Genomic DNA, 20,560 nt, shown 5'->3' on the forward strand with positions numbered 1-20,560 from the left:
AGGACGGCCCGATGGCCCTGATCGTGGTGACCCACGCGGAGAAACCCGAACTGTGGGACCGCATGCCGGAACGGTTCGCCGGCATCGTGCCCGAGTACAACCTGCACGGCGATGTCAACGACGGCTACTGGGACCGGCTGTTCGCGGATTTCCCCGACTACCAGTTCGTCCTGTACGACGACGAGCGCGAGGTGGTGGCGGGCGCCGGACGCTCGCTGCCGCGGACCTGGGACGGCACGGCCGCCGACCTGGGCCCCGGACTGGACGACTCCATCGCCCGGGCGTTCGCGGACCGCACCGCGGGCCGGACCGCCGGCGCCCTGTGCGCGCTGGGCATCGAGGTCGCTGAGGACTACCAGCGCAAGGGTTTCTCCAGTGTGCTTCTCGACGGCATGCGCCAGGTGGCGCGGCGGGCCGGCCTGGAGACGGTGCTGGTGCCCGTGCGGCCCACCTGGAAGGACCGGTACCCGCTGGTGCCGATCGAGCGGTACGCGACCTGGCGGCGCGCGGACGGGGCTCCGCTCGACCCGTGGATCCGCACCCAGGTGGGCGCCGGCGGTGCGATCGCCGGCGCCTCGGAGCGCTCGTCACGGATCACCGGCACGGTGGCCGAATGGGAGCGCTGGACCGGTCTCGCCTTCCCGGAGGACGGCGACTACGTGTTCCCCGGCGGCCTCGCCACCCTGCGGATCGAGCGCGCACGGGATCTCGGCGGGTACTGGGAGCCCGCGGTGTGGATCACCCACCCGGTCACCGGGGAGGTCACGCCGGAGGCCACTGCTCCCCGGCCCTGACGGCGGTCCACGCGAAGGCGGACATGAGCCGCACCTCGTCCGGCCCGGCCTCCGGGCGACGCTCGGGCGGCAGGCCGGCGGGACCGGCGGTGGACACCGCCGCGTCCCGCAGCCGGGCGAGGGCGGCCGGCGGGACGTCGCCGGGGTCGCCGCCCAGCCGACGGGCGGCCTCGGCCGCCTGCCGGCCGAGCAGCAGGCAGTGGATCCACAGCTCCTCGGCGAAGCTCCGGCCGAACCGCCCGGCCACCTCCGACGCCAGGTCCGCCGGCATGCCGTCGGCCACCACGTCGCGCACCGCGCGCTCGGTGAGGCCGGTCATCGGCAGGGCGTCGAGCCAACGGTGATGGCCGCGCCCGCCGTCCGGGCCGTTCTCCTGGCCCACGAGCCGGATGTAGCCCTCGCCGTACCGCATGTACGGGATCCACCCCGGCTCCTCCAGGACGCGGCCGTGCTCCAGGAGCGGCTCGGCGTCGGCGGCGCCCATGGGGCAGACGGCGAGCCGGATCCCCTGGGTGGCATGGCCGTTGATGCTGCTGGTGCCGATGTGCTCCACCACGTTGGGCACGGCGATCAGACTCATCCGGCCGCGGGCGCGGAAGAAGACGGAGAAGAGCTCGTCGTCGTGGCGCTCGGCGCTGCCGGTGCTGAACCGGCGGAAGCCGTCCGCCGTGTCGAGCGGCAGACAGACGGCGAGGGACGGCGTGAACTCGTCGGGCACGGCCCGCACCCAGGCGGCGCCGGCGAGCGCGGCGAGCCGGGAGGCGCCGCCGTTGCGCGCGTGCCAGTTCGTGTAGAACACCAGGGCCTCGTCGGGGAACCGGGCGGCCGCGCGGCCGACGAGCGCCACCAGGTTCTCCGGGGCGGACACGTCGTCCTGGACGACGAGGTGGTGGCTCCCCCCGGAGTCCGCCGCCGCCCAGGCGACCTGGGCCGTCCGGAGGGCCGAGGGCGGACCGTCCGGCTCCGGATCGAGCGCCAGGCCGTCCAGCCCGAGCCGCTCGGCCAGCTCGCGGGCCTGGACCAGGCGTACCGGGTGGGTCATGACCGCCGAACTCACGCGCACCGTCGACACCGTAACTCTCCCTCGTTTCTGGGGTCCCGTGTCATCGTGACAGGAGCCCCCCGCCGCGGAAAGGGTGCGGAGTGATCTCGGCCGGTTCCGAACGTCGGGGTCAGGGCCAGCGGCGGCCTCTCCAGGGCGCGGTGGCGCGAGGCTCGCCCTCCGGCCGGTAGGGGAGGTCGGCGAGGAACAGTGGCCCCACGCCGTCGTCCACCGGGGTGACCGGAGGCCGTCGCCGCGGGAAGGCCAGGGCGGCGAGCGACAGCCAGCCGACCCCGACGAACCCGTCCACACACAGGGCGGGCACGAGCGGCACCCGGCCATCGATGTGCACGGCCACCACCACACCGGCAGCGAGCACGGCAGTAACCCCAACGATCAGAAAGCGCACGGATCTTCGCATCACGACTCCCACATCGACCGGTCGCGCGGCAGGTGACCCGGCGGCTCGGAAGAAACAGTGAACGGCAGACCGGCGCCCGCTGTGACGACGTATTCAGGACAGATTGGAGTAGACCAATGGTGGTCACGCAGCCTTGCGGCGGCGACGCTGGTCCGAGTACACCGTTCTGCGCGGTGCGCGGTCCGGATCCCGCGGACCGGTCCGGGCCGGCCCCGCAAGAAGCCCGACAGCCTGGCCGCCGACAAGGCCTACAGCAACGGGCCGTGTCGCGCCTACCTGCGCAGACGCGGTATCCGGCTCAAGCACGCCAGAGCGGTCGCAACCCGATACGACAAACGCGGCTACGCCTACCTCGGCACCGTCACCGCAGCAGCCCTCGCCATCTGGCTCCGCACATGATCGACCGGACAAGCCCTAGCCGGTGCTGAGGGCGAGGGTCGGGGAGAGGCGGGAGGCCCGGACGGCGGGGTAGAGGCCTGCCGCCGTACCGATGAGCAAGGTGGCGGCGAAGCCTCCGGTGACGGCCCACAAGGGGACCACCCAGGGCAGGCCGCCCGAGGCGGCGAAGGCGTAGGTGGCGGCCGAGCCCAGGGCCACGCCGGCCAGCCCGCCCAGTCCGGAGAGCAGGAGGGACTCCGTCACGAACTGGAGACGGATCTGGCCCCTGGTGGCGCCCAGGGAGCGGCGCAGTCCGATCTCGTGGCGCCTCTCCAGTACCGAGATGATCATCGTGTTGGCGACCCCGACGCCGCCGACCAGGAGCGCCACACCGCCCAGCCCGAGCAGGAGGTCGGTGAACGCCCCCTCGGTGGCGGCCTTGGCCTGGAGCGCCGAGGAGGGGTCGGTGACCTGCACGTTGCGCGGGTTCTGCGGATCGACGGTGCGTGGGATCAGCTCGCGGACCGCGCTGACCGTTCGATCCGTCGACCGTTCGTAGATCTGGGTCGGGTGGCCGTCGAAGCCCAGCAGCGCGCCGGCGCCGTCCCAGCCGACCAGGGCGGCCCGCTCGATCTCGGGAGCCAGCGGCAGCGGGTCGAGGATGCCGATGACGGTGAAGTACCGGCCGCCGATGTGGACCTGCTGACCGGGGGTGGTGATGCCCAGGCGCTGGGCCGCGACGTGTCCGAGCACCGTCGACGGGTAGCGCCCGTTGGCCTCGTTGAGCCAGGTGCCCGAGCCGACCGCGCCGCGCACGACGTCCAGCAGTCCTTCGGTGGCGGCCTTCACGGTGATGCCGCCGGTTTCGTCGTCGGGGATCTTCTCACTGCGCCTGACGGACTGGGCCAGGTCACCGGTCGCGCCGACCTGCTCGACCCCGGGGACGCGACTCAGCATGCCGATCGACTCCTTGGGCAGCTTCACCTTCTCTCCGAACAGCCCCTGGCCAGGGGAGGCGACCAGCAAGTTGGTGCCCAACTGGTCGAGCTGCCGCAGGAGTTGGGCCTTGCTGGAGGAGGAGATGCCGACCACCGCGATCATGGTGGCGATACCGATGGCGATGCCCAGCGCGGACAGCACCACCCGCAGTGGCCGGGTGCGCAGGCCCGCCGAGCCGACGTGGAGGACGTCACGGGGGCCGAGCCGGGCCGGGGAGAGCCGTGTGCGGCTCATCGCTCCCCACCCCGATCGGCCGGGGCGGCGGCGCCGGTGCGCAGATCCGCTACGACGCGGCCGTCGCGGATACGGACCTGGCGTGGCAGGCTGTCGGCGATCTCGCCGTCGTGGGTGATCACCGCGATGGTGGCACCCTCGGCGTTGAGGTCGTGCAGCAGCTCCATCACCGCTTCGCTCGAGGCGGAGTCCAGCGCGCCGGTCGGCTCGTCGGCCAGCAGCAGGTCAGGCTCGCCGACCACCGCCCGGGCGATGGCCACCCGCTGCCGCTGGCCGCCCGACAGCTCGTGCGGACGGTGGTGCATGCGGTCCGCGAGCCCGACCCGCTCCAGGGCCAGGGCCGCGCGCCTGCGGCGCTGGGCGCGCGGCAGGCCCGAGTAGAGCAGGCCCTCGGCGACGTTGTCCCGGGCGCTGACCCCGGCCACCAGGTGGAAGGACTGGAAGACGAAGCCGATGTGCCGGGCGCGCAGGGCGGACAGCCGGCGGTCGGAGAGGGCGGCGACGTCGTGGCCCGCCAGGGTGACGGATCCGGCGCTGGGCCGGTCCAGGGTGCCGACGATGTGCAGCAGGGTGGACTTGCCCGACCCCGAAGGCCCGACGATGGCGAGCAGTTCGCCGCGTCCGATGCGCAGGTCCACCCCGTGCAGTGCCACGACCCCGCCCGGATACTCCTTGGTGACCTGGTTCAGCTCGACCACCGCGCTCATGACTTGGGCACCCCGACCTTCATTCCCTCGGCCAGGCCGGTCCCGCTGACCTCGACCCGGCCCTGTCCGAACATGCCGAGCTCGACCGGGACTTCGCGCACCTTCCCGCTCTCCACGACCTGGACGCCGAAGCCCCCGCCGGACAGCGCGAGCAGTGCGTTGACCGGTACCGTCAGCACGTCCTTGCGGACCTCGCCTTCGAGCTCGACGGTGACCGGCGCCTGGTCGAAGCCCTCCACCTGCCCCGGGTCGTCGAAGAGCACCCGGGCGGTGATCTTGGCGGGCTTGTCCGGGGAGCCCTGCTCCTTGCCGTCCTCACCGATGGTGCGGTCGACGGAGGCGACCTTGCCCTTGGCCCTGCCGCCGCCGGGCAGGTCGACCTCGACCCGGGTGCCGGGCTTGGCGAGGTCGGCCCGGGAGACCTCGATCTTGATCTGCACCTGCCGTTCGGAGCCGGTGGTGGTGAGGACCGGCTTGCCGGGAGCGGCCTGGTCGCCGACGGCCGCATCGTTCTTCTTGATCCGTACCGGAGCGGGCGAGAAGGCGATCTGCTCGGGGCCGATCTCGCCGGTCCGGGCCAGACCGTGGGCCTTCTGCCAGCGTTTGACCGCTTCCGCGGTGCCGGGGGTGAACTCCTCGTCCGCAGCCAGCCCCTTGCCGTAGCCCAAGTCGCGGAGGTTCTCCTTCAGCTGTCTGACGTCCGGCCCCTTGTCGCCGGCCTTCAGCGTCCGGTACACGGGGCGCTCGCCCTCCATGAGCCGGACCTTCCGGCCGTCGACCTCGTAGAGAACCCCGTCGCGTTTCACGACCGCGCCGGCCTCCGGGAGCCAGGTGAGGGTGCCCGGCACACCGGCGTTGAGCCGGCGCTCCTCGGTGTAGCCGAGGGTCCCGTCCACCTGGGTCCGGCTGCTCAGGTCCTGTCGTTCCACCGAGCCCGTGCTCGGCGGCAGCCCGTCCGTGCGGTCCGTACCGGCGCTTCCGCCGCCGCCGGTCTGCGAGAGGGCCGTGACCCCGCCCACCAGCGTGACCGAGGTGACCAGCGCGGCGATCAGGTACGTTCGGCGGCTCCGCCCGCGCTCACTCCGCATGCTGACCACTGCACGCCTTGTTCGCCTTGTCGAACCTGTCCTTCTCGGCGCCCTCCGGGATCTTCATCGCCTGTCCCGATATCGCCGAGTCGCCGTCGAACTTCGGGTCCGGCATATCCACACCGTTACTGCGCATGCACTGGGCGAATTCGAGGACCTTGTCCTTGTCGGCCTGGGACATCTTCGCGCCGCCCGAGCCACCGACGCCCCCGCAGGCCTTGAGGGCTTCCGCCATCTTGTCCTGCCCGCCCTCGAGGACCAGGCCCCGCGGGTCCTGGCCCGGCTCCGGCTCCTTCACCTGGGCGCCGTGTTCGCGCAGGCACTTACGGTGCTCGTAGGCCTGGTCCGCCGCCGCGCCCTTGCCCGACGAGTCCGAGCCGCCGCCCCCTCCGGAGCCCGCGACGCCTCCGCCACAGGCCGCGGTGAACAGCGCCATCCCCGCCAGCAGCACGGCCGCCGCGCCGTACCTGTGGTTCCGCATGTGGTTCCGCATGGAATTCCTCCGTGTCCGATTGCGAGTGACCGACCACGCAGAGGCTGGCACGCACCCGCATTTCGCCGCTGTCAGCCGAGACCTTTACGGCGACGAAAGGTGGTCTTCAGGTACACCTGATGTCATGCGTGTACTGATCGTGGAGGACGAGGAATTCCTGGCGGACATGATCGCCGAGGGACTGCGGCGCGACGCCCTGGCCGTCGACGTCGTGTACAACGGCGCCGACGCGCTGGAACGGCTGAGCCTCACCGACTACGACGTGCTCGTGCTCGACCGCGACCTGCCCGGAGCACACGGCGACGAGGTGTGCCAGAGCGTCGTCGAGCAGCGGTTGCTGACCCGGGTGCTGATGCTCACCGCCGCCGGTACCGTCCGCGACCGCGTCGACGGCCTGGACCTGGGCGCGGACGACTACCTCACGAAGCCGTTCGCCTACGAGGAGCTGCTGGCCCGGGTACTGGCCCTCGGCCGCCGCACCCACCCCGCCCTTCCGCCGGTCATCGAGCGTGCGGGCATCACCCTCGACACCGCTCGCCGCCAGGCCTTCCGGGAGGGCCGCTACCTTGCCCTGTCCCGCAAGGAGTTCGGCGTACTGGAGGTGCTGATGCAGGCCGAGGGCGCCGTGGTCAGCGGTGAGGACCTGATCGAGCAGGTGTGGGAGCGGAACATGGGATACCGCACCAACGCGGTTCGGGTCGCCCTCAGCAAACTCCGCGCCAAGCTCGGCGAGCCCTCGGTCATCGACACCGTGCCCGGCCACGGCTACCGCATCGGCGTCCCGGCATGAGGCGCCCCGCTCCGGTCGGCCCGAACCGCCTTCCGCTGCCCGGCAGACCACGCCCGCGGCTGCCGGGCGGGGAGCGGGGCCGGCTGACCATGCTCTACGGCGGGCTGCTCGTCCTCGCCGGGGCCATGCTCATCTGCCTGGTCAACTTCCTGGTCCGGGAGGGTCTGTACACCTCGATCAGCACGGCCGTCGCCGTCGAACCGCGACTGGCCACACTGGCGACCCCGGGCGCCACCTCGGCGGGGACCCTCACAGTGGGAACCGCTTCACCCGCAAACGCTCCACCCGGAACCGCCCCCGCCGACGGCGGACAGTCCCACTTCCAGGCCGTCAAGGTCGTCACCCAGGCCGCCGAGCAGGCCGCCCAGAACCAGCTGCTGACCGTCTCCCTGATCGCTCTGGCGGCCTTCGCCGTCATCTCGGTGGCGCTGGCCTGGTGGATGTCGGGACGGGTGCTGCGCCCGGTAGCGGTGATCACCAACACGGCGCGGCGGCTCTCGGGTGAGAACCTGCACGAGCGGATCGCCCTCGACGCACCCCCGGGCGAGCTCAAACAGCTCGCCGACACCTTCGACGCCATGCTCGACCGCATGGAGCAGCTGGTGGGTGCGCAGCAGCGGTTCGCAGCCAACGCCGCACACGAACTGCGGACGCCGATCGCGGTGCAGCGGGCCGCGGCCGAAATCGGGCTGGCCACCGAGGACCCGGCCGCCGTCGCCCGGGTCCGCCGCAAACTGATAGAGGTCTCCGAGAGCAGCGAACGGCTCATCGAGGGCCTGCTGTTGCTGTCCGTCTCCGACCAGAGGCTGGACCGCCGCGAGCCGGTCGCACTGGACCAGCTGGCCCGCGCGGTGGCCGCCGAGTGCGCCGCCTCGGAGGAAGCCCGAGCGAACCGCGTCACCGTCCGATCCGACATCGCCCCCGTGTCCGTCGAGGGTGATCCGGTGCTGCTGGCACACCTGGTGCGCAACCTGGTCGGCAACGCCCTGCGCTACAACCGCGACGGCGGCCGGGTCGAGGTCGGCGTGCGCGACGGTGTCCTGGAGGTCGGCAACACCGGCCCCCAGGTGCCGCCGGAGACGGTCCCCTATCTCTTCGAGCCCTTCCGCCGCCTTCAGGAGCGTCGACACGGCCCGCGTGAGGGCGCGGGCCTGGGCCTGTCCATCGTCGCCTCCATCGCGCGCGCCCATCACGCCGCCGTCACCGCCGTCCCCGGCAGCACGGGCGGACTGCGGGTCCGGGTCGAATTCCCCACGGCCTGACCCGGCTGTTGGGGCGCCTGTACGTTCTCCGAACAGTGCCCACACCGAAGGGCCTGCGCACCTTCAGTGCTGTGACCGCAGGGGTTCACCGAGTTGCTGCGCGCCTGTCCTGGCCGGAGCTCCAGGGCAGGGACAGTCCGGCGACGGCGGCGTTCTCGTCGTACCGGAGCCCCTGGGCGAACGCCCGGATGGCCGGCAGGTCGTCGCGCAAGACACCGTTGATCCAGTCGGGCCGTTCGTGGCCACGGAGGCCGGTCATCATGCCGGCGAAACCACGGACGTGGCCGGTGGTGGCCTTCAGCCGTGGTGCCGAGGTCGAACGCGACCAGCCGAACGCCGCTCGCGGTCTTCGGCCCCCCTTCGAGGACGTCCCAGCCGAGCTGGACGAGCCGGGTCTCCACCGCCAGGGAGTGTGTGGCCTTGTCGAAGTCCATTCATCCGGAACCCAGGCCCGTGACGGAGGCGGAGTCTTGTTGACGGGCCTCTGGTGTTCCGGTGTGACGCCGCTAACATGACAGTCCCTCATGTTCTCGTCAGGAGGCTGTCATGCCCGACCGCTTCGACCTGCCGGCGGACTTCCGCTGGGGTGCCGCCACCGCCGCCTACCAGATCGAGGGGGCGGTGGAGGAGGACGGCCGCGGGGCGTCCGTCTGGGACGTCTTCGCCGCCCGCCCCGGGGCCGTCCGGGGCGGCCACACAGGGGCGGTGGCCTGCGACCACTACCACCGGTACCCCGAGGACATCGCCCTGATGAAGGGCCTCGGGCTGGACGGCTACCGCTTCTCCGTCTCCTGGCCCCGCGTTCTGCCCACCGGCGCGGGCGCCGTCAACCCGGCCGGCCTCGCCTTCTACGACCGGCTCGTGGACGCGCTGCTGGAGGCCGGCATCACCCCGCTGCCCGCCCTCTTCCACTGGGACCTCCCGCAGGGCCTGACGGTTCGCGCGGTGACGAGGCCTTCCGTTCCAGGGTTGTCCCGCCGTCGTCCGGATTTCCCGTCCGCATGGGCGGAGGCCCCGCCGAAAATCTCGACGGAGCCTCCGCTCATGGAGCCGATATCGGCCGGTACGGAAATTTCGGTGGCCCGCCGGGTGTGCGGGGGGCATTTCACGTGAAATGGTCAGCTCATGGCGACGCCGACCTTTCCTTTTGGGTCATCAGTATCCGGAAATGTCAGGTTCGGGCGGGGAGAACCCATTTCTGGGCGATCGAGGTGTTGCAGTCCCACAGCTGGAGCTGCGTGCCGTTGGTGGTGGTGGCCCCGGGGAGGTCGACGCACCGTCCGGAGTAGGGGTTGTAGACGGTGCCGTCGGGCCGGGGGAGGAAGATCTGGTTCGAGGCCGCGTTGCCGCAGGTCCAGAGCTCCAGCGGGGTGCCGTTGCCGGTGCCGCCTCCGGTGGCGTCCAGGCATCCGCCGTGGGTGCGGAGGGTGCCGTCCGGCTGGAACGTCCACTGGGCGTTGCTGGCGTTGCAGTCCCAGAGCTGGACGGCCGAGCCGGGCGTGGAGCTGGCGCCGTGGACGTCCATGCATCTGCCGGTCTGGGAGGCCAAGGCGATGGGGCCGTTCTCGGCGTAGGTGCTCAGCACACCGGTCGGACCGGTGGTCCAGGTGTAGTAGGGGGCGGTGGTGGTGGAGTGGCCGGTCCAGATCTGGGTGATGCCGTTGGGGGTCATGCCCCAGAGTGTGGGGGAGCCGCTTCCGGTGAGGTCGCCGTCGGAGCCGACGACCGGCCAGTTGGCGCCGGTGACGCCGTAGCCGATCTGGCTGTCGGTGGCGATGCCGGTGATGGTGGGGTAGTTGACGGTGCCCCCGAAGGGGTCGCTGACGGCGACGGTGCCGGTGGTGAACGTGTAGCCGCGCAGTTCGCCGGTGCTCTGGTTGCGGGCCCACAGGCCGGGGTGGCCCTGGCCGGCCCAGTCGCCGGGGGAGAGCAGGTCCCAGCCCTTCCAGCCGGTGCCGGCGAGCTTGGTGGGCGCGCCGAACGCGGCGTCACCGACGGCGGGGTAGAACCAGAGGGCGCCCGAGCCGTCCGGGCCGGTCTCGACGGTGAACAGGCCGGTGCGGTTGAGGAACTTCTTGCCGGCGTCGAGGTTCGTGGTGGTGGGGTCGCCGCTGGCGGCGATCCGCAGCGTGGTGGACCAGTCGGTGACGTTGTACCCGGTGCAGTCGGTCCGCTGGGGGTCGCAGGCGGGCTTGGCCAGGAGGCTGTTGCTGTCGAAGACGCCGTCGACGCCGGTGTTGCCCGGGTTCTTGTAGAAGTAGAGGATCTGGCCGCCGTCCTTGTGGACGATGAGGTCGTCGACGTTCATGCCGCCGCGCAGGCTGCCGCGGTGGGTGACGCGGTAGTTGGCCCAGGAGTCGCCACCGGGGGACTTGGCCTTCGGGGCGGCCAGCGGGGCCTTGGGCGCGGTGGCGGGGATGCTGTACGCCCGCAGGTCGCCGTTCGGGTCGGCGGTCAGGATGTCGGGCAGCGTGTCGCCGGTGACGTCACCGAAGGTCGGTGCCGGGCTGTTCGGGTTCCACGGGGCGTAGAAGGCGTACTGCGCGACCGGCGACAGGTTGCCGGCGTTGTCCTCGGCCTGGATGTAGAGGACGTTGGTGCCCCAGCGCGCGGCGGTCACCGGGATCTGGCCGGTGGGCATGGAACCGCCGCACTTCCAGGTGGCGTCGACGAGCTGCGGGTCGAAGCTCCAGCGCAGGCAGACGGCCCCGGAGGAGTAGCCGCCGCTGGGGGCGGGGTCGACGGCCGTGAAGGGGACGCCGCCGCTCTGGCCGGCGTAGATCTGGGGCGTCTGGCCGTTGCCGGAGGGCGGGAACTGCTTACTGGGGTCGGCGACCGTGGTGGGGAAGGTGACGGTCGGCGGGGTGAGGTCGACCTTGAAGAAGCAGGCCGGGGTGGAGGCGGACCAGGGCACGCCGTCCAGTTGGTCGGTGGCCATGATGCCGTAGCCGTACGCGTGGCCGTCCTTGATCACGCTGCCGGGCACCTGGAAGCTCGTGACCCCGCCGCTGTTGACGAGCGGGGTGTAGCCACTGGCCACGTCGGCGACTCCGCCGGGGAGGTTGTAGTCCCAGATGTGGTCCCAGGAGTAGAGCTGGGCCTGGGTGGGGCTGGAGACGGTGGCGTTGAGCCAGACGGCGTTGTCCTGGTTGGAACCGGCGCCGAGCCAGGCCCAGTGGTTCGCGTCGCCGTCGCCGCAGGCCTGGTTGGTCGCCGGCGGGCTGACCGTCTTGGGCGCGGGCCACACCCCGGGATCGGTCGGGGTGTTGGGAACGCGGTCGTACTCGACGTACAGCGAGGGCTGGTAGGTGAAGCGCTTGAAACCGTACGCGTTGCTCTCGTCGCCGTAGAGGCCGAAGGTCAGCTGACCGTAGTTGGCGTACTGCTGCATCGCGCCCGTGATGGTGTATGCGAACGGCACGTTGTCGTAGCAGCCGTTGCGGCCGGAGCCGCCGACCCAGTCGGTGCCGAGTGAGCCGCTGACCTGTCCGGGCTGGTTGGACCAGGCCGTGCCGTTCCCGATCGGCCCGGTGATGTAGAGGCTGAGCGGGTAGGTGGTGGCGCAGTTCCAGTCGGCGGAGACGTACTCCTGCATGTTCATCGTCGCGTAGTGGATGACGGTGCCGCCGAGCGACCTGATGTCGAACTGGTAGAAGCTGCGTTCCTTGTCGGCGGGCGAGCAACTGCCGCCGTTGGGGTAGGTGCCGCAGACGCCGACGCCCGGGTGGTCGCTGTCCGCGCTGCCCTGGCGCATCCAGTTGTTGGAGCCGTTGTGGGCCGACTGGACCCAGGTCCAGGAGTTGGCGGACAGCGACCACGGCAGGAAGGCGGGGTCGATGTAGTAGGGCGCGGTGCCGTGCGCGAGCACGTCCTGGTCCGGCGTCAGGTCGATGCCGGTGGCGTCCGCCTTGACGGGCATCGTGACGACCTTGGCGGCCGTGCCGGGGCCGCCCGCGGTGCTGGCGGGGGAGGCCTTGGACGGGCCGGCGGGATCTGCGCCGGTCGCCGCGGCGCTGGGCTGGGCGCCCTTCGGCGCGGGAGCGGTGCTGCTGTCCCACATCTGCGGCGCCTGGGCGGTCCAACGGGGTTTGCCGTCGGCCGCGGTGGCGGTGATGGTGCCCTGTTCGTCGCTGCTGACGCTGACGCCGTCGGCCGTGGTGGCGAAGTGGAGGTTCTTCAGGACGGGGTCGGCGGCGGCGGCCTGGGTCTTGACGACCAGGACGGTGCTCAGACCGCCGAGCCTGGTGGCGGTCACCTTGAGGTCGATGTCGGGTGCGACGGACGGGTAGACCACGCTGTCGCCGGTGACGGTGGGCGTGGGGAGCCTGAACGGGGCGGTCAGGGAGAGCTTCTTGCCGTCGCCGCTCGTCATGGTGGCCATGGGCCCGTCCCCGCCGCCGGAGAGCACCAGGCCCTGGGCCGCCGACTTCGGGGACAACGTGCCGTCCCGGTTGGCCGCGAGGGTGGCGTCCAGCCCCTGCCAGACACCGTCGCGCTTGACGCGCTGCTGGTCCGGGTGGCTGGTCAGCGCCAGGTGGCCCTCGGGGGTGGCCACGGTCTCGCTGAACTCGGTGGTGAGCGACTCGATCGGGACGTTCTTGTGCGTGGCCCTGGCCTCGGCGATGGCCGTCTCCGTCGCGTCGGCCGGGGGACGCTCCTTCATCAGCTCGGCGGTGGCGGCGTCGATGTCGGCCTGTGAGGGCACCGCCGGCGCATCGGCGGCATGGGTGATGGGCCCCGCAAGGGCGGTCGTGAGAGCCAGGACTGCCGTCGCAGCCAATGCCCTGGCCGGCACACCGGTGCGGCGGCTTCTTCTGTTCAAAACGGGAATCTCCCCCCAAAGAAATCGCAAAAGGACCTGTGTGGGCACAGGTCAGAAGCACGGTGGAGGGTTCCCGGCGGCGACGGCAAGCGGAATTCGACGGCCGGTGCCCGGCTTGCCGGGAATGATTGATTTTGCACATCCTGTGATAAACGTCACTCCGCGGAATGTCTTGACCGGCCGTGAGTGGGGGTCGCTAGAATCCGCCGATTTATATACGGACCTTAATTCCGGGTTCAGGCATCACGATATTGGGGGTACGGACGGTGTTATTCAGACGATCAGGGAGTTATCGGCGCATCGGGGGAAGCGAGGGGAGACCGTGGCGGCTGGCCTCCGTCACCGCGGTCGCGGTCCTCGGGACGCTGCTGGGCCCAGTGTCGTTCGCGGTCGCCGCGGACGGGCCGGACTACTCGCGGAAATGGTCCCCGCCCAACACGCCGCTGCCGAGGACCGCTTCGGTCGCGGGCCAGGACGCCGCGCCCGTACCGGTCCCGAAACCGGCCCATCCGGTCCCGCCGACCTGGACGCCTCCGAAGAGCGTGGCCGGGGCCCCGAGCGGGCACGCCTCGGTACGGCTCGGGTCCGCGCCGGAGGCGCGAGCACTGGGAGCGGACGGGCGTCCGCAGGCCGGTGACGGCTCCAGCGCTCCCGGGCTACCGGTCACGATCGCGCCCCTGGCGGGCTCGCCCGTCGCGGGCCAGACGATCCAGGTCGACGTGGCCGATGCCAGGACCACCGCGGCGGCCGGCCTCCCGGGCATGGCGGTGACCCTCACCCGCCCCGGGGCCGGCGACGCACCGCCGGTGCGCCTGGAGGTCGACGCGGCCGGCCTCGACGGGGCGTTCGGAGCGAACTGGGCCGCACGGGCGCAGCTGGTGCTCCTGCCGAACTGCTCGACGACGACGCCCCAGGCACCCGACTGCTTGAAGCAGACGCCGCTGGACTCGCACTACGACCCGTCGACGAAGAAGCTCGTCGCCGACGTCCCGCTCGCCGGAACCGACGCACCCACCACGCCCACCACCTCGACCACGGTCGGCGTGGTCTCCGGCTCGTCCAGCGGCGCGGGCGACTACTCGGCCACCTCGCTGGACCCGTCGCAGGCGTGGACGGCCGGCGGCTCGTCGGGCGCGTTCACCTACGACTACCCGATCCAGGTGCCGGCGCCGCTCGGCGGCACGGCCCCGAAGCCGACGCTCTCCTACGACTCGTCCGCCGTGGACGGCAAGACCTCCTCGACGAACTCCCAGGCCTCCTGGATCGGCGACGGCTGGGACTACAGTCAGGGCTTCGTCGAGCGGTCGTTCAAGCCCTGCTCGCTGAACGGCATCACCAACTCCGGCGACGAGTGCTGGGCGGGCGCGAACCTGGTCCTCTCGCTGGGCAACCACTCGGGACAGCTGGTGCCGGACGACTCCTCCTGCCCGTCCGGGGCCCCCGCCGCGATGGAACAGTCCGGCTGCACCTGGCGGATCAAGGGCGACGACGGCACCAAGGTGCAGTTCCTGACCGGTGCGACGAACGGCACCTGGAACGGCTCCTACCTCAAGGTCACCGACACCAGCGGCATCGTCTACTACTTCGGCCTGAACCACCTACCGGACGTGAACGGCAACCCGACCACGCTGGGCGCGGAGAGCGGTTCGGCCTGGACCGTGCCGGTGTACTCGCCCAAGAGCGGTGACCCGTGCTACGACCCGGCCAAGGGCCAGGGGTCGTGGTGCCAGGCCGCGTGGCGCTGGAACCTCGACTTCGTCGTGGACCCGCACGGCAACCTGACCACCTATACCTACACGCCCGAGACGAACTACTACGCCCGCGGCGGCGGCCAGAACAACGGCAACGGCACCAGGACCGCCTACACCCGTGCCGGCGTGCCCGCCACGATCGGCTACGGCCAGCTGCTGTCGGACCAGCTGAACGGCAATGGCGCCTACAACCCCGCCGTGAAGGTCGTCTTCAACTCCACCGAGCGGTGCGTCACCTCCGACGCGGCCTGCTCCCCGGCGCAGCGCACCTCGGCGAACGCGGCGAACTGGCCGGACGTCCCGCTGGACCAGCAGTGCGACGCGACCGGCACGTGCACCAAGTACGGGCCGACGTTCTGGAGCACCAAGTGGCTGGCGTCCGTCGCCGCCCAGGTCCGGGTCAACGGCACCTACCGGACCGTCGACTCGTACGCGCTCACCCACACGTTCGTCAACGTGCAGAACGCCACCGAGAACACCCAGGTCCCGTGGCTCGCCTCGATCCAGCGCACCGGCCAGGACAGCCAGGCCTCCGGCGGCCCGGTCACGCTCCCGGCGGTGTCCTTCACCGCGATGCTGCTGCCCAACCGGGTGGACGGCACGAACCTGGTGCCCGCGCCGCCGGCCTACAACCGGCCGCGCATCCAGATGATCACCACTGAGACCGGCAGCACCATCGGCGTCACCTACGCCGACGCCGGCTGCTCGCGGGTCAACAACGTCATGCCGGCCTCCGCCGACAGCGACACGCGGTCCTGCTACAACGTGAAGTGGTACCCGCCGGGCTCCCGGGTGGGGGCGACCTCGGTGGACGACTGGTTCCTGAAGTACCCGGTCACCAGCATCACGCTGAACCCGGGCACCCCGGGCTCGGTGTCGATGGTGACCAACTACAGCTACGGCAAGGCCGCCTGGCGCCACAACGACTCGGCGCTGACCGACGACAAGGTCCGCACCTGGGACCAGTTCCGCGGCTACGCCTCCGTCACCCAGGTCTCCGGCAGCGGCAACGACGGGCCGCAGTCGAAGAAGTCGACCACCTTCTACCAGGGCATGGACGGCGACCGGCTGGCGAACGGCACCAGCCGCAGCGTCCAGGTGGCCGGTCCGATGGGCGGAGGGGCCACCGACGCCGACTGGCTCTCCGGCCAGGACCGGGAGGACGACACCTACACCAGTGCGGACGCCGGTGCGACCGTCGTCGGCTACACGGTGACCTCCTACAGCGGAGGACCGGTCACCACCGCCACCCACAGCCAGGGCCCGGACCTGCCCGCGCTCCTGGCCCGGTACGCGGCCACGACCACCACGAGCACCGCCAAGTCGCTCAAGGCCGACGGAACCTGGCGGACCGCCACGACCACCACGAAGACCGACTCCGCGCACGGGAACCGGGTCAGCACCTCGGCCGAGAGCGTCGACGGCCTGCCGGACCTCTGCACCCGCACCGACTACGCCGCCGGGTCGGACCTGCAGGTCATGGAGGTGGTCGCCGAGTCGGTGGCCGTCTCTGGCGCGAACGCCTGCACCGCGACGCCCACGGCGGCCAACACCGTCTCGTGGAAGCGGACCCTGTACGACGGCCGGGCTTTCAAGGAGCTCGGCACGGCGCACGACGCGACGGGCACGCTGACCCTCGACCACTTCGACTCGGCCGGGGCCCCGCAGTTCACCTCGGCCAACGCGACGTACGACGGCTACGGACGCATCACGGGTACGACGGACCCCAACGCCACCGACGGCGCACACCTCAACGGCGCGACCGTCACCACCGCCTACTCCGCGGCCAACGCCGGTGAACTGCCCAACCGGGTCACCGTGACCAGCCCGGCGCCGGCCGGCTCGAGCGACGCGGCCACGGGCCGGGTCACCACCACCACCTACGACAGCGCGCGATCGCTGCCGCTGACGGTGACGGATCCCAACGGCCGGACGACCACCGAGGCCTATGACGCGCTCGGCCGGTTGACCAGCGTGTGGCTGCCGGGCCGGGACACCAAGGCGAGCGCCAACAGGACATTCGCCTACACGCTCCCGGGTGTGGTCAACGGCAAGGCCGTGCCTCCGACGGTGACTACCTCCGACCTGCTCGCGAACGGCTCCTACGCTGTCAAGATCGACATCATGGACGGCGAGGGACGGATCGTCCAGTCCCAGGCGACGCCGGCGCTCTCCGCCTACAAGGGGCGGCTGATCAGCGACACGGTGTACGACTCCCAGGGACGGGTCACCCGGGCGAACAGCCCCTGGTACAACGACAAGGCCGCGCCCGGCACCACACCGTACCTGACCACCACACAGGAGGTTCCGGCGCAGGCCTACGCGGTCTACGACGGTCTGGGCCGTCCGGTGAGCAAGCAGTTCATCGCCTACGGCGTGGTCCAGTCCACGGTGACCAGCGCCTACCCCGGCGCCGACCGGACGGACGTCACGCCACCCGCGGGCGGTACGCCGACCTCGACCGTCACCGACGCGCGCGGTCACAAGGCCCAGTTCTGGCAGTACCGGACCGCCACCGCCACCGGGAACCCGGCCGACGCGGACGTGACCTCCTACACCTACACGGCCGACGGCCACCTGGCAACGCAGAAGGACGCCGCGGGCAACACCTGGACCCACGGCTACGACCAGCGCGGCCGGGAGACCACCGTCTCGGACCCGGACGTGGGCACCACGACCAAGACCTACGACGCCGACAACCGGCTGGCCTCCGTCACGGACGCGCGCAACAAGACCACCTCCTACACCTACGATTTGCTTGGCCGCCTGATCGGCACCTACTCGGGATCGGTCACGACGGACCACCAGCTGACCGGTTTCACCTACGACACCGTCCTCAAGGGCAAGCCCGCCACCTCGACCCGCTATGTGAACGGGGCGTCGGGCATCGCGTACACCAGCTCCGTGCTGGCGTACGACACCGCCTACCACCCGACCAAGAGCACCACCACGATCCCGGGCACCGAGATCGGCCAGGGTGCCACCCCGTTCACCTACACCTACCAGGCGGTCTACGACCCGATCACCGGCGCGCTGACCGCCGACAAGCGCTCGGCCGTCGGCGACATCGCCGAGGAGACCATCACCTACACCTACGACGCCAACGGCCCGCTGAGCACCTACGGCGCCTTCGGCGGTTCCACCTACGACCTGTCCTCGGACTGGGACGCCTACGGCCGCAACATCCGCTCCACCGCGAACCCGTGGGGCACCCAGATCGTCGTCACCAACACCTACGACGAGTCGACCGGCCGTCAGCTCTCCCAGTTCGTCGACAAGCAGACCGCCGCCACCGGAGCCGTCCAGCAGCTCACCTACGCCTACAACACCGCCGGGCAGATCACGGCGATCCGGAACGTCCCGGACAACACCCCGTCCTCCACCGACCTGCAGTGCTTCGGCTACGACTACCTCGGCCGGCTGACCACCGCGTGGTCGGACACCGGCGCGCTCACCCAGGCCGCGCAGCCCGCGGTCGGAGGCATCGGCTCGTGCGCCAACGCCACGCCGACCAGCGGCGTCCAGGTGCCGGCGAGGACCACGGTCGGCGGCCCGGCCCCGTACTGGCAGAGCTACGGCTACGACCTCACCGGCAACCGCAAGCAGCTCGTCCAGCACGACCCGTCCGGTGACAGCACCAAGGACACCACGGTCAACCAGACCTTCCCGGTCCCCGGGACGGTCAATGCCGGCGGCGGCGCCGGGGGCCCCCACGCCCTGGTGTCCTCCACCACCACCTCCCCGAGCGGGACCAGCTCGGCCAGCCTCCAGTACGACGCGACCGGCAACACCACGTCCATCACCGACGTGTCCGGTACCACGGCCCTCACCTGGGACGGCGAGGACGAGCTCACCTCCTACCAGAAGGCCGGGAGCGCGGGACCGACCACCTATCTCTACGACGCCTCGGGCAACCAGCTCATCCGCCGGGACCCGGGCAGGATCACCATCACGCTCGGCAACGACGAACTGGTCTACGACACGACCGTCGGCTCCGCCAACGCGGTCACGGGTGTCCGCTACTACCCGATTCCAGGTGGCACCACCTTGGTCCGCCAGGGCGGGAAGTCGACCTACCAGATCGCCGACCACCACGGCACCGGCGTCCTCGCCCTCGACGGCGCCACGCTGGCCGAGACCCGGCGGCTGAGCGATCCCTTCGGAAAGCCCCGCGGCAACCAGCCCACCACCTGGGCCGGCTCGCGAGGCTTCGTCGGCGGCACCAAGGACGACGCCACCGGCCTCACCAACCTCGGTGCCCGGGAGTACCAGCCCGGCACCGGCCGGTTCCTCAACCCCGACCCGGTCATCGACCCCAACTCCCCCCAGCAGTGGAACGCCTACGCCTACTCCGGCAACGATCCGGTCAACAGCAGTGACCCGAGCGGCCTGTGCCGTGCTGACCAGTGCGGCATCGGCACTCCGATCGGCGGGACCGGCACCGGGCCGGACAACCCGCTGCGGGTCGTCACCGAGGGGCCGATCGACCCCAGTGACCCCGGTAGCGGATACATCCACCACGGAGTGGTGACCAAGCCCCCGACCCCGGCTCCCAAGGGCTCGGTGTCGGCCGACGTACTGAGCAAGGTTCCGAAGAAGCGTCTGGACAACTTCAAGGAAGCGGTCCATATGATCATGGAGGAGAGCCCGAAGACCTGGAACGTCCCGGGAACACCCGCGTACCAGGCGATCGAGGAGCGGGCCAGGCACATGGTGCTCGGCGATCTCACCCTCGAGGAACTGTGGGACGCCGCCAAGGGCCAGCTCGCGGGCATGATCGTCGGCCTGGTGGGGGCGGCACTCTGCCCCGAGACATGGGGCGCGGGCTGCCTCGCGATGGTGGGCGCGGCATCGGGCATGGCCGCCCAATGCGTCGAGGACTGCAAAGACACGCAGAAGATGATCCTGAGCGCGGTCGCCGGTGCCGCCATGGGGTACGCCGGCGGAAAGCTCGGGGAGGGCTTCGGCGGCGCCGGGTGCAGCTTCTCCCCGGACACCCAGGTCCTGCTCGGCGACGGAAGCACCAAGGACATCGCGAGCGTCGGGCCGGGCGATGAAGTCCGGACCGGTGATGGGGAAACCGGAGCACCAGCCGGAAGTGACACGGTCCGCGCACTGTGGATCAACCACGACAAGGACCTCCTCGACGTCACGGTCTCGGACGCGCACGGGAATCAGGCCGTTCTCCGCACGACGGCGAATCACCCCTTCTGGGACGACACGGCCGGCGCCTGGGTGCCGGCCGGCAAGCTCGAGCCCGGCCACCACCTGTCCACGCCCGACGGATCGACGGCGGTCGTCGCGAGTCTCGACCCGGAACCCGGTGTCGCCGACCGCTTCAACCTCACGGTCGATGACCACCACACGTACTATGTACTGGCAGGTAACACGCCAGTCCTCGTCCACAACGCAGGACCAGACTGCCTTATCGCCGGTGGCCCACGCGTCCGTTCGGGGAGGGATATTGACGTCGATCCTGAAGGATTCGTTCACGGCCCTTCGGCTGCCAGTTTGGAGGCGCTGAATGTGAGTGGGCTGTCGGTCTTCGACTCCGTTGAAAACCTTCGCGCAGCCAACCTGAGCGGCCAGGTTCGGGCACCGAATGCTCCGCTGCCCGATGGCCTCGGCATCATTGCGGACGGCGCTGGAGTCGGTGGACCCATGCCGATGGGGCACTCTACTATCTATCCGACGAGGAGCATGACGTTCGAGGAATTCGATGGACTGATCAAGAGCATGAATTGGCAGAACATCGGCGTCAAGCTTCCCTGACCTAGGA

Annotated in this window: 12 protein-coding genes and 1 pseudogene; 5 read left to right on the top strand and 8 right to left on the bottom strand. The window is 70.8% G+C overall.

The window, feature by feature from the left end; genetic code table 11:
- Positions 1–11: 11 nt before the first annotated feature.
- Positions 12–794 (top strand): N-acetyltransferase, encoded by a 783-nt coding sequence (locus tag ACIP82_RS06670; RefSeq protein ID WP_400651567.1) that lies wholly within the window; start codon positions 12–14, stop codon positions 792–794.
- Here ACIP82_RS06670 and ACIP82_RS06675 read toward each other — a convergent pair.
- From ACIP82_RS06675 to ACIP82_RS06700, 6 genes are all read right to left on the bottom strand, one after another.
- Positions 763–1,857, bottom strand: a complete 1,095-nt coding sequence (locus tag ACIP82_RS06675; RefSeq protein ID WP_400651569.1) for a hypothetical protein — start codon at positions 1,855–1,857, stop codon at positions 763–765. The genes ACIP82_RS06670 and ACIP82_RS06675 overlap by 32 nt on opposite strands.
- Before the next feature lie 109 nt (positions 1,858–1,966).
- Positions 1,967–2,215, bottom strand: a complete 249-nt coding sequence (locus ACIP82_RS06680) for a hypothetical protein (protein WP_400651571.1) — start codon at positions 2,213–2,215, stop codon at positions 1,967–1,969.
- A 456-nt stretch (positions 2,216–2,671) separates the two neighbouring features.
- The gene (locus tag ACIP82_RS06685; protein WP_400651573.1) at positions 2,672–3,868 is read right to left on the bottom strand and encodes an ABC transporter permease; all 1,197 of its coding nucleotides are present in this window, start codon (positions 3,866–3,868) and stop codon (positions 2,672–2,674) included.
- Positions 3,865–4,575: an ABC transporter ATP-binding protein gene (locus ACIP82_RS06690; RefSeq protein ID WP_400651576.1), complete on the bottom strand. Its 711-nt coding sequence runs from the start codon at positions 4,573–4,575 to the stop codon at positions 3,865–3,867. Before ACIP82_RS06690 ends, ACIP82_RS06685 begins: the two co-directional genes overlap by 4 nt.
- Positions 4,572–5,663, bottom strand: coding sequence for an efflux RND transporter periplasmic adaptor subunit (locus ACIP82_RS06695; protein ID WP_400651578.1), 1,092 nt, complete (start codon positions 5,661–5,663; stop codon positions 4,572–4,574). The genes ACIP82_RS06690 and ACIP82_RS06695 overlap by 4 nt, the downstream gene beginning before the upstream one ends.
- Complete coding sequence (locus ACIP82_RS06700) at positions 5,653–6,156, bottom strand: hypothetical protein (protein WP_400651581.1); 504 nt, start codon at positions 6,154–6,156, stop codon at positions 5,653–5,655. The genes ACIP82_RS06695 and ACIP82_RS06700 overlap by 11 nt, the downstream gene beginning before the upstream one ends.
- A gap of 124 nt (positions 6,157–6,280) precedes the next feature.
- On the opposite strand from ACIP82_RS06700, the gene ACIP82_RS06705 reads away from it, so the two are divergent.
- Together ACIP82_RS06705 and ACIP82_RS06710 are read left to right on the top strand one after the other, a co-directional pair.
- Positions 6,281–6,946 (top strand): response regulator transcription factor, encoded by a 666-nt coding sequence (locus ACIP82_RS06705; RefSeq protein ID WP_363606295.1) that lies wholly within the window; start codon positions 6,281–6,283, stop codon positions 6,944–6,946.
- Positions 6,943–8,208, top strand: a complete 1,266-nt coding sequence (locus ACIP82_RS06710; RefSeq protein ID WP_400651585.1) for a sensor histidine kinase — start codon at positions 6,943–6,945, stop codon at positions 8,206–8,208. The genes ACIP82_RS06705 and ACIP82_RS06710 overlap by 4 nt, the downstream gene beginning before the upstream one ends.
- Positions 8,209–8,293: 85 nt before the next feature.
- Here ACIP82_RS06710 and ACIP82_RS06715 read toward each other — a convergent pair whose 3' ends face one another.
- Positions 8,294–8,470 (bottom strand): hypothetical protein, encoded by a 177-nt coding sequence (locus tag ACIP82_RS06715; protein ID WP_400651588.1) that lies wholly within the window; start codon positions 8,468–8,470, stop codon positions 8,294–8,296.
- A gap of 284 nt (positions 8,471–8,754) precedes the next feature.
- Between ACIP82_RS06715 and ACIP82_RS06720 the strand changes: the two are divergent.
- Positions 8,755–9,150: pseudogene (locus ACIP82_RS06720) on the top strand (glycoside hydrolase family 1 protein); the annotation flags it as partial.
- Positions 9,151–9,379: 229 nt separating this feature from the next.
- Here the strand turns inward: ACIP82_RS06720 and ACIP82_RS06725 are convergent.
- Complete coding sequence (locus tag ACIP82_RS06725) at positions 9,380–12,913, bottom strand: ricin-type beta-trefoil lectin domain protein (protein ID WP_400651591.1); 3,534 nt, start codon at positions 12,911–12,913, stop codon at positions 9,380–9,382.
- Positions 12,914–13,407: 494 nt separating this feature from the next.
- Here ACIP82_RS06725 and ACIP82_RS06730 point away from each other — a divergent pair, with 494 nt between their 5' ends.
- Positions 13,408–20,553 (top strand): polymorphic toxin-type HINT domain-containing protein, encoded by a 7,146-nt coding sequence (locus tag ACIP82_RS06730; RefSeq protein ID WP_400651594.1) that lies wholly within the window; start codon positions 13,408–13,410, stop codon positions 20,551–20,553.
- Positions 20,554–20,560 lie beyond the last annotated feature (7 nt).

The organism is Kitasatospora sp. NPDC088548 (assembly GCF_044753005.1).
Taxonomy (GTDB): Bacteria; Actinomycetota; Actinomycetes; order Streptomycetales; family Streptomycetaceae; genus Kitasatospora.

Excerpts from the sequence above, each read along its gene's own strand:
- ACIP82_RS06670 (WP_400651567.1), top strand. The coding sequence starts at position 12 with ATGGCCCTGATCGTGGTGACCCACGCGGAGAAACCCGAACTGTGGGAC.
- ACIP82_RS06685 (WP_400651573.1), bottom strand. The coding sequence starts at position 3,868 with ATGAGCCGCACACGGCTCTCCCCGGCCCGGCTCGGCCCCCGTGACGTC.
- ACIP82_RS06690 (WP_400651576.1), bottom strand. The coding sequence starts at position 4,575 with ATGAGCGCGGTGGTCGAGCTGAACCAGGTCACCAAGGAGTATCCGGGC.
- ACIP82_RS06695 (WP_400651578.1), bottom strand. The coding sequence starts at position 5,663 with ATGCGGAGTGAGCGCGGGCGGAGCCGCCGAACGTACCTGATCGCCGCG.
- ACIP82_RS06700 (WP_400651581.1), bottom strand. The coding sequence starts at position 6,156 with ATGCGGAACCACATGCGGAACCACAGGTACGGCGCGGCGGCCGTGCTG.
- ACIP82_RS06705 (WP_363606295.1), top strand. The coding sequence starts at position 6,281 with ATGCGTGTACTGATCGTGGAGGACGAGGAATTCCTGGCGGACATGATC.
- ACIP82_RS06710 (WP_400651585.1), top strand. The coding sequence starts at position 6,943 with ATGAGGCGCCCCGCTCCGGTCGGCCCGAACCGCCTTCCGCTGCCCGGC.
- ACIP82_RS06715 (WP_400651588.1), bottom strand. The coding sequence starts at position 8,470 with ATGATGACCGGCCTCCGTGGCCACGAACGGCCCGACTGGATCAACGGT.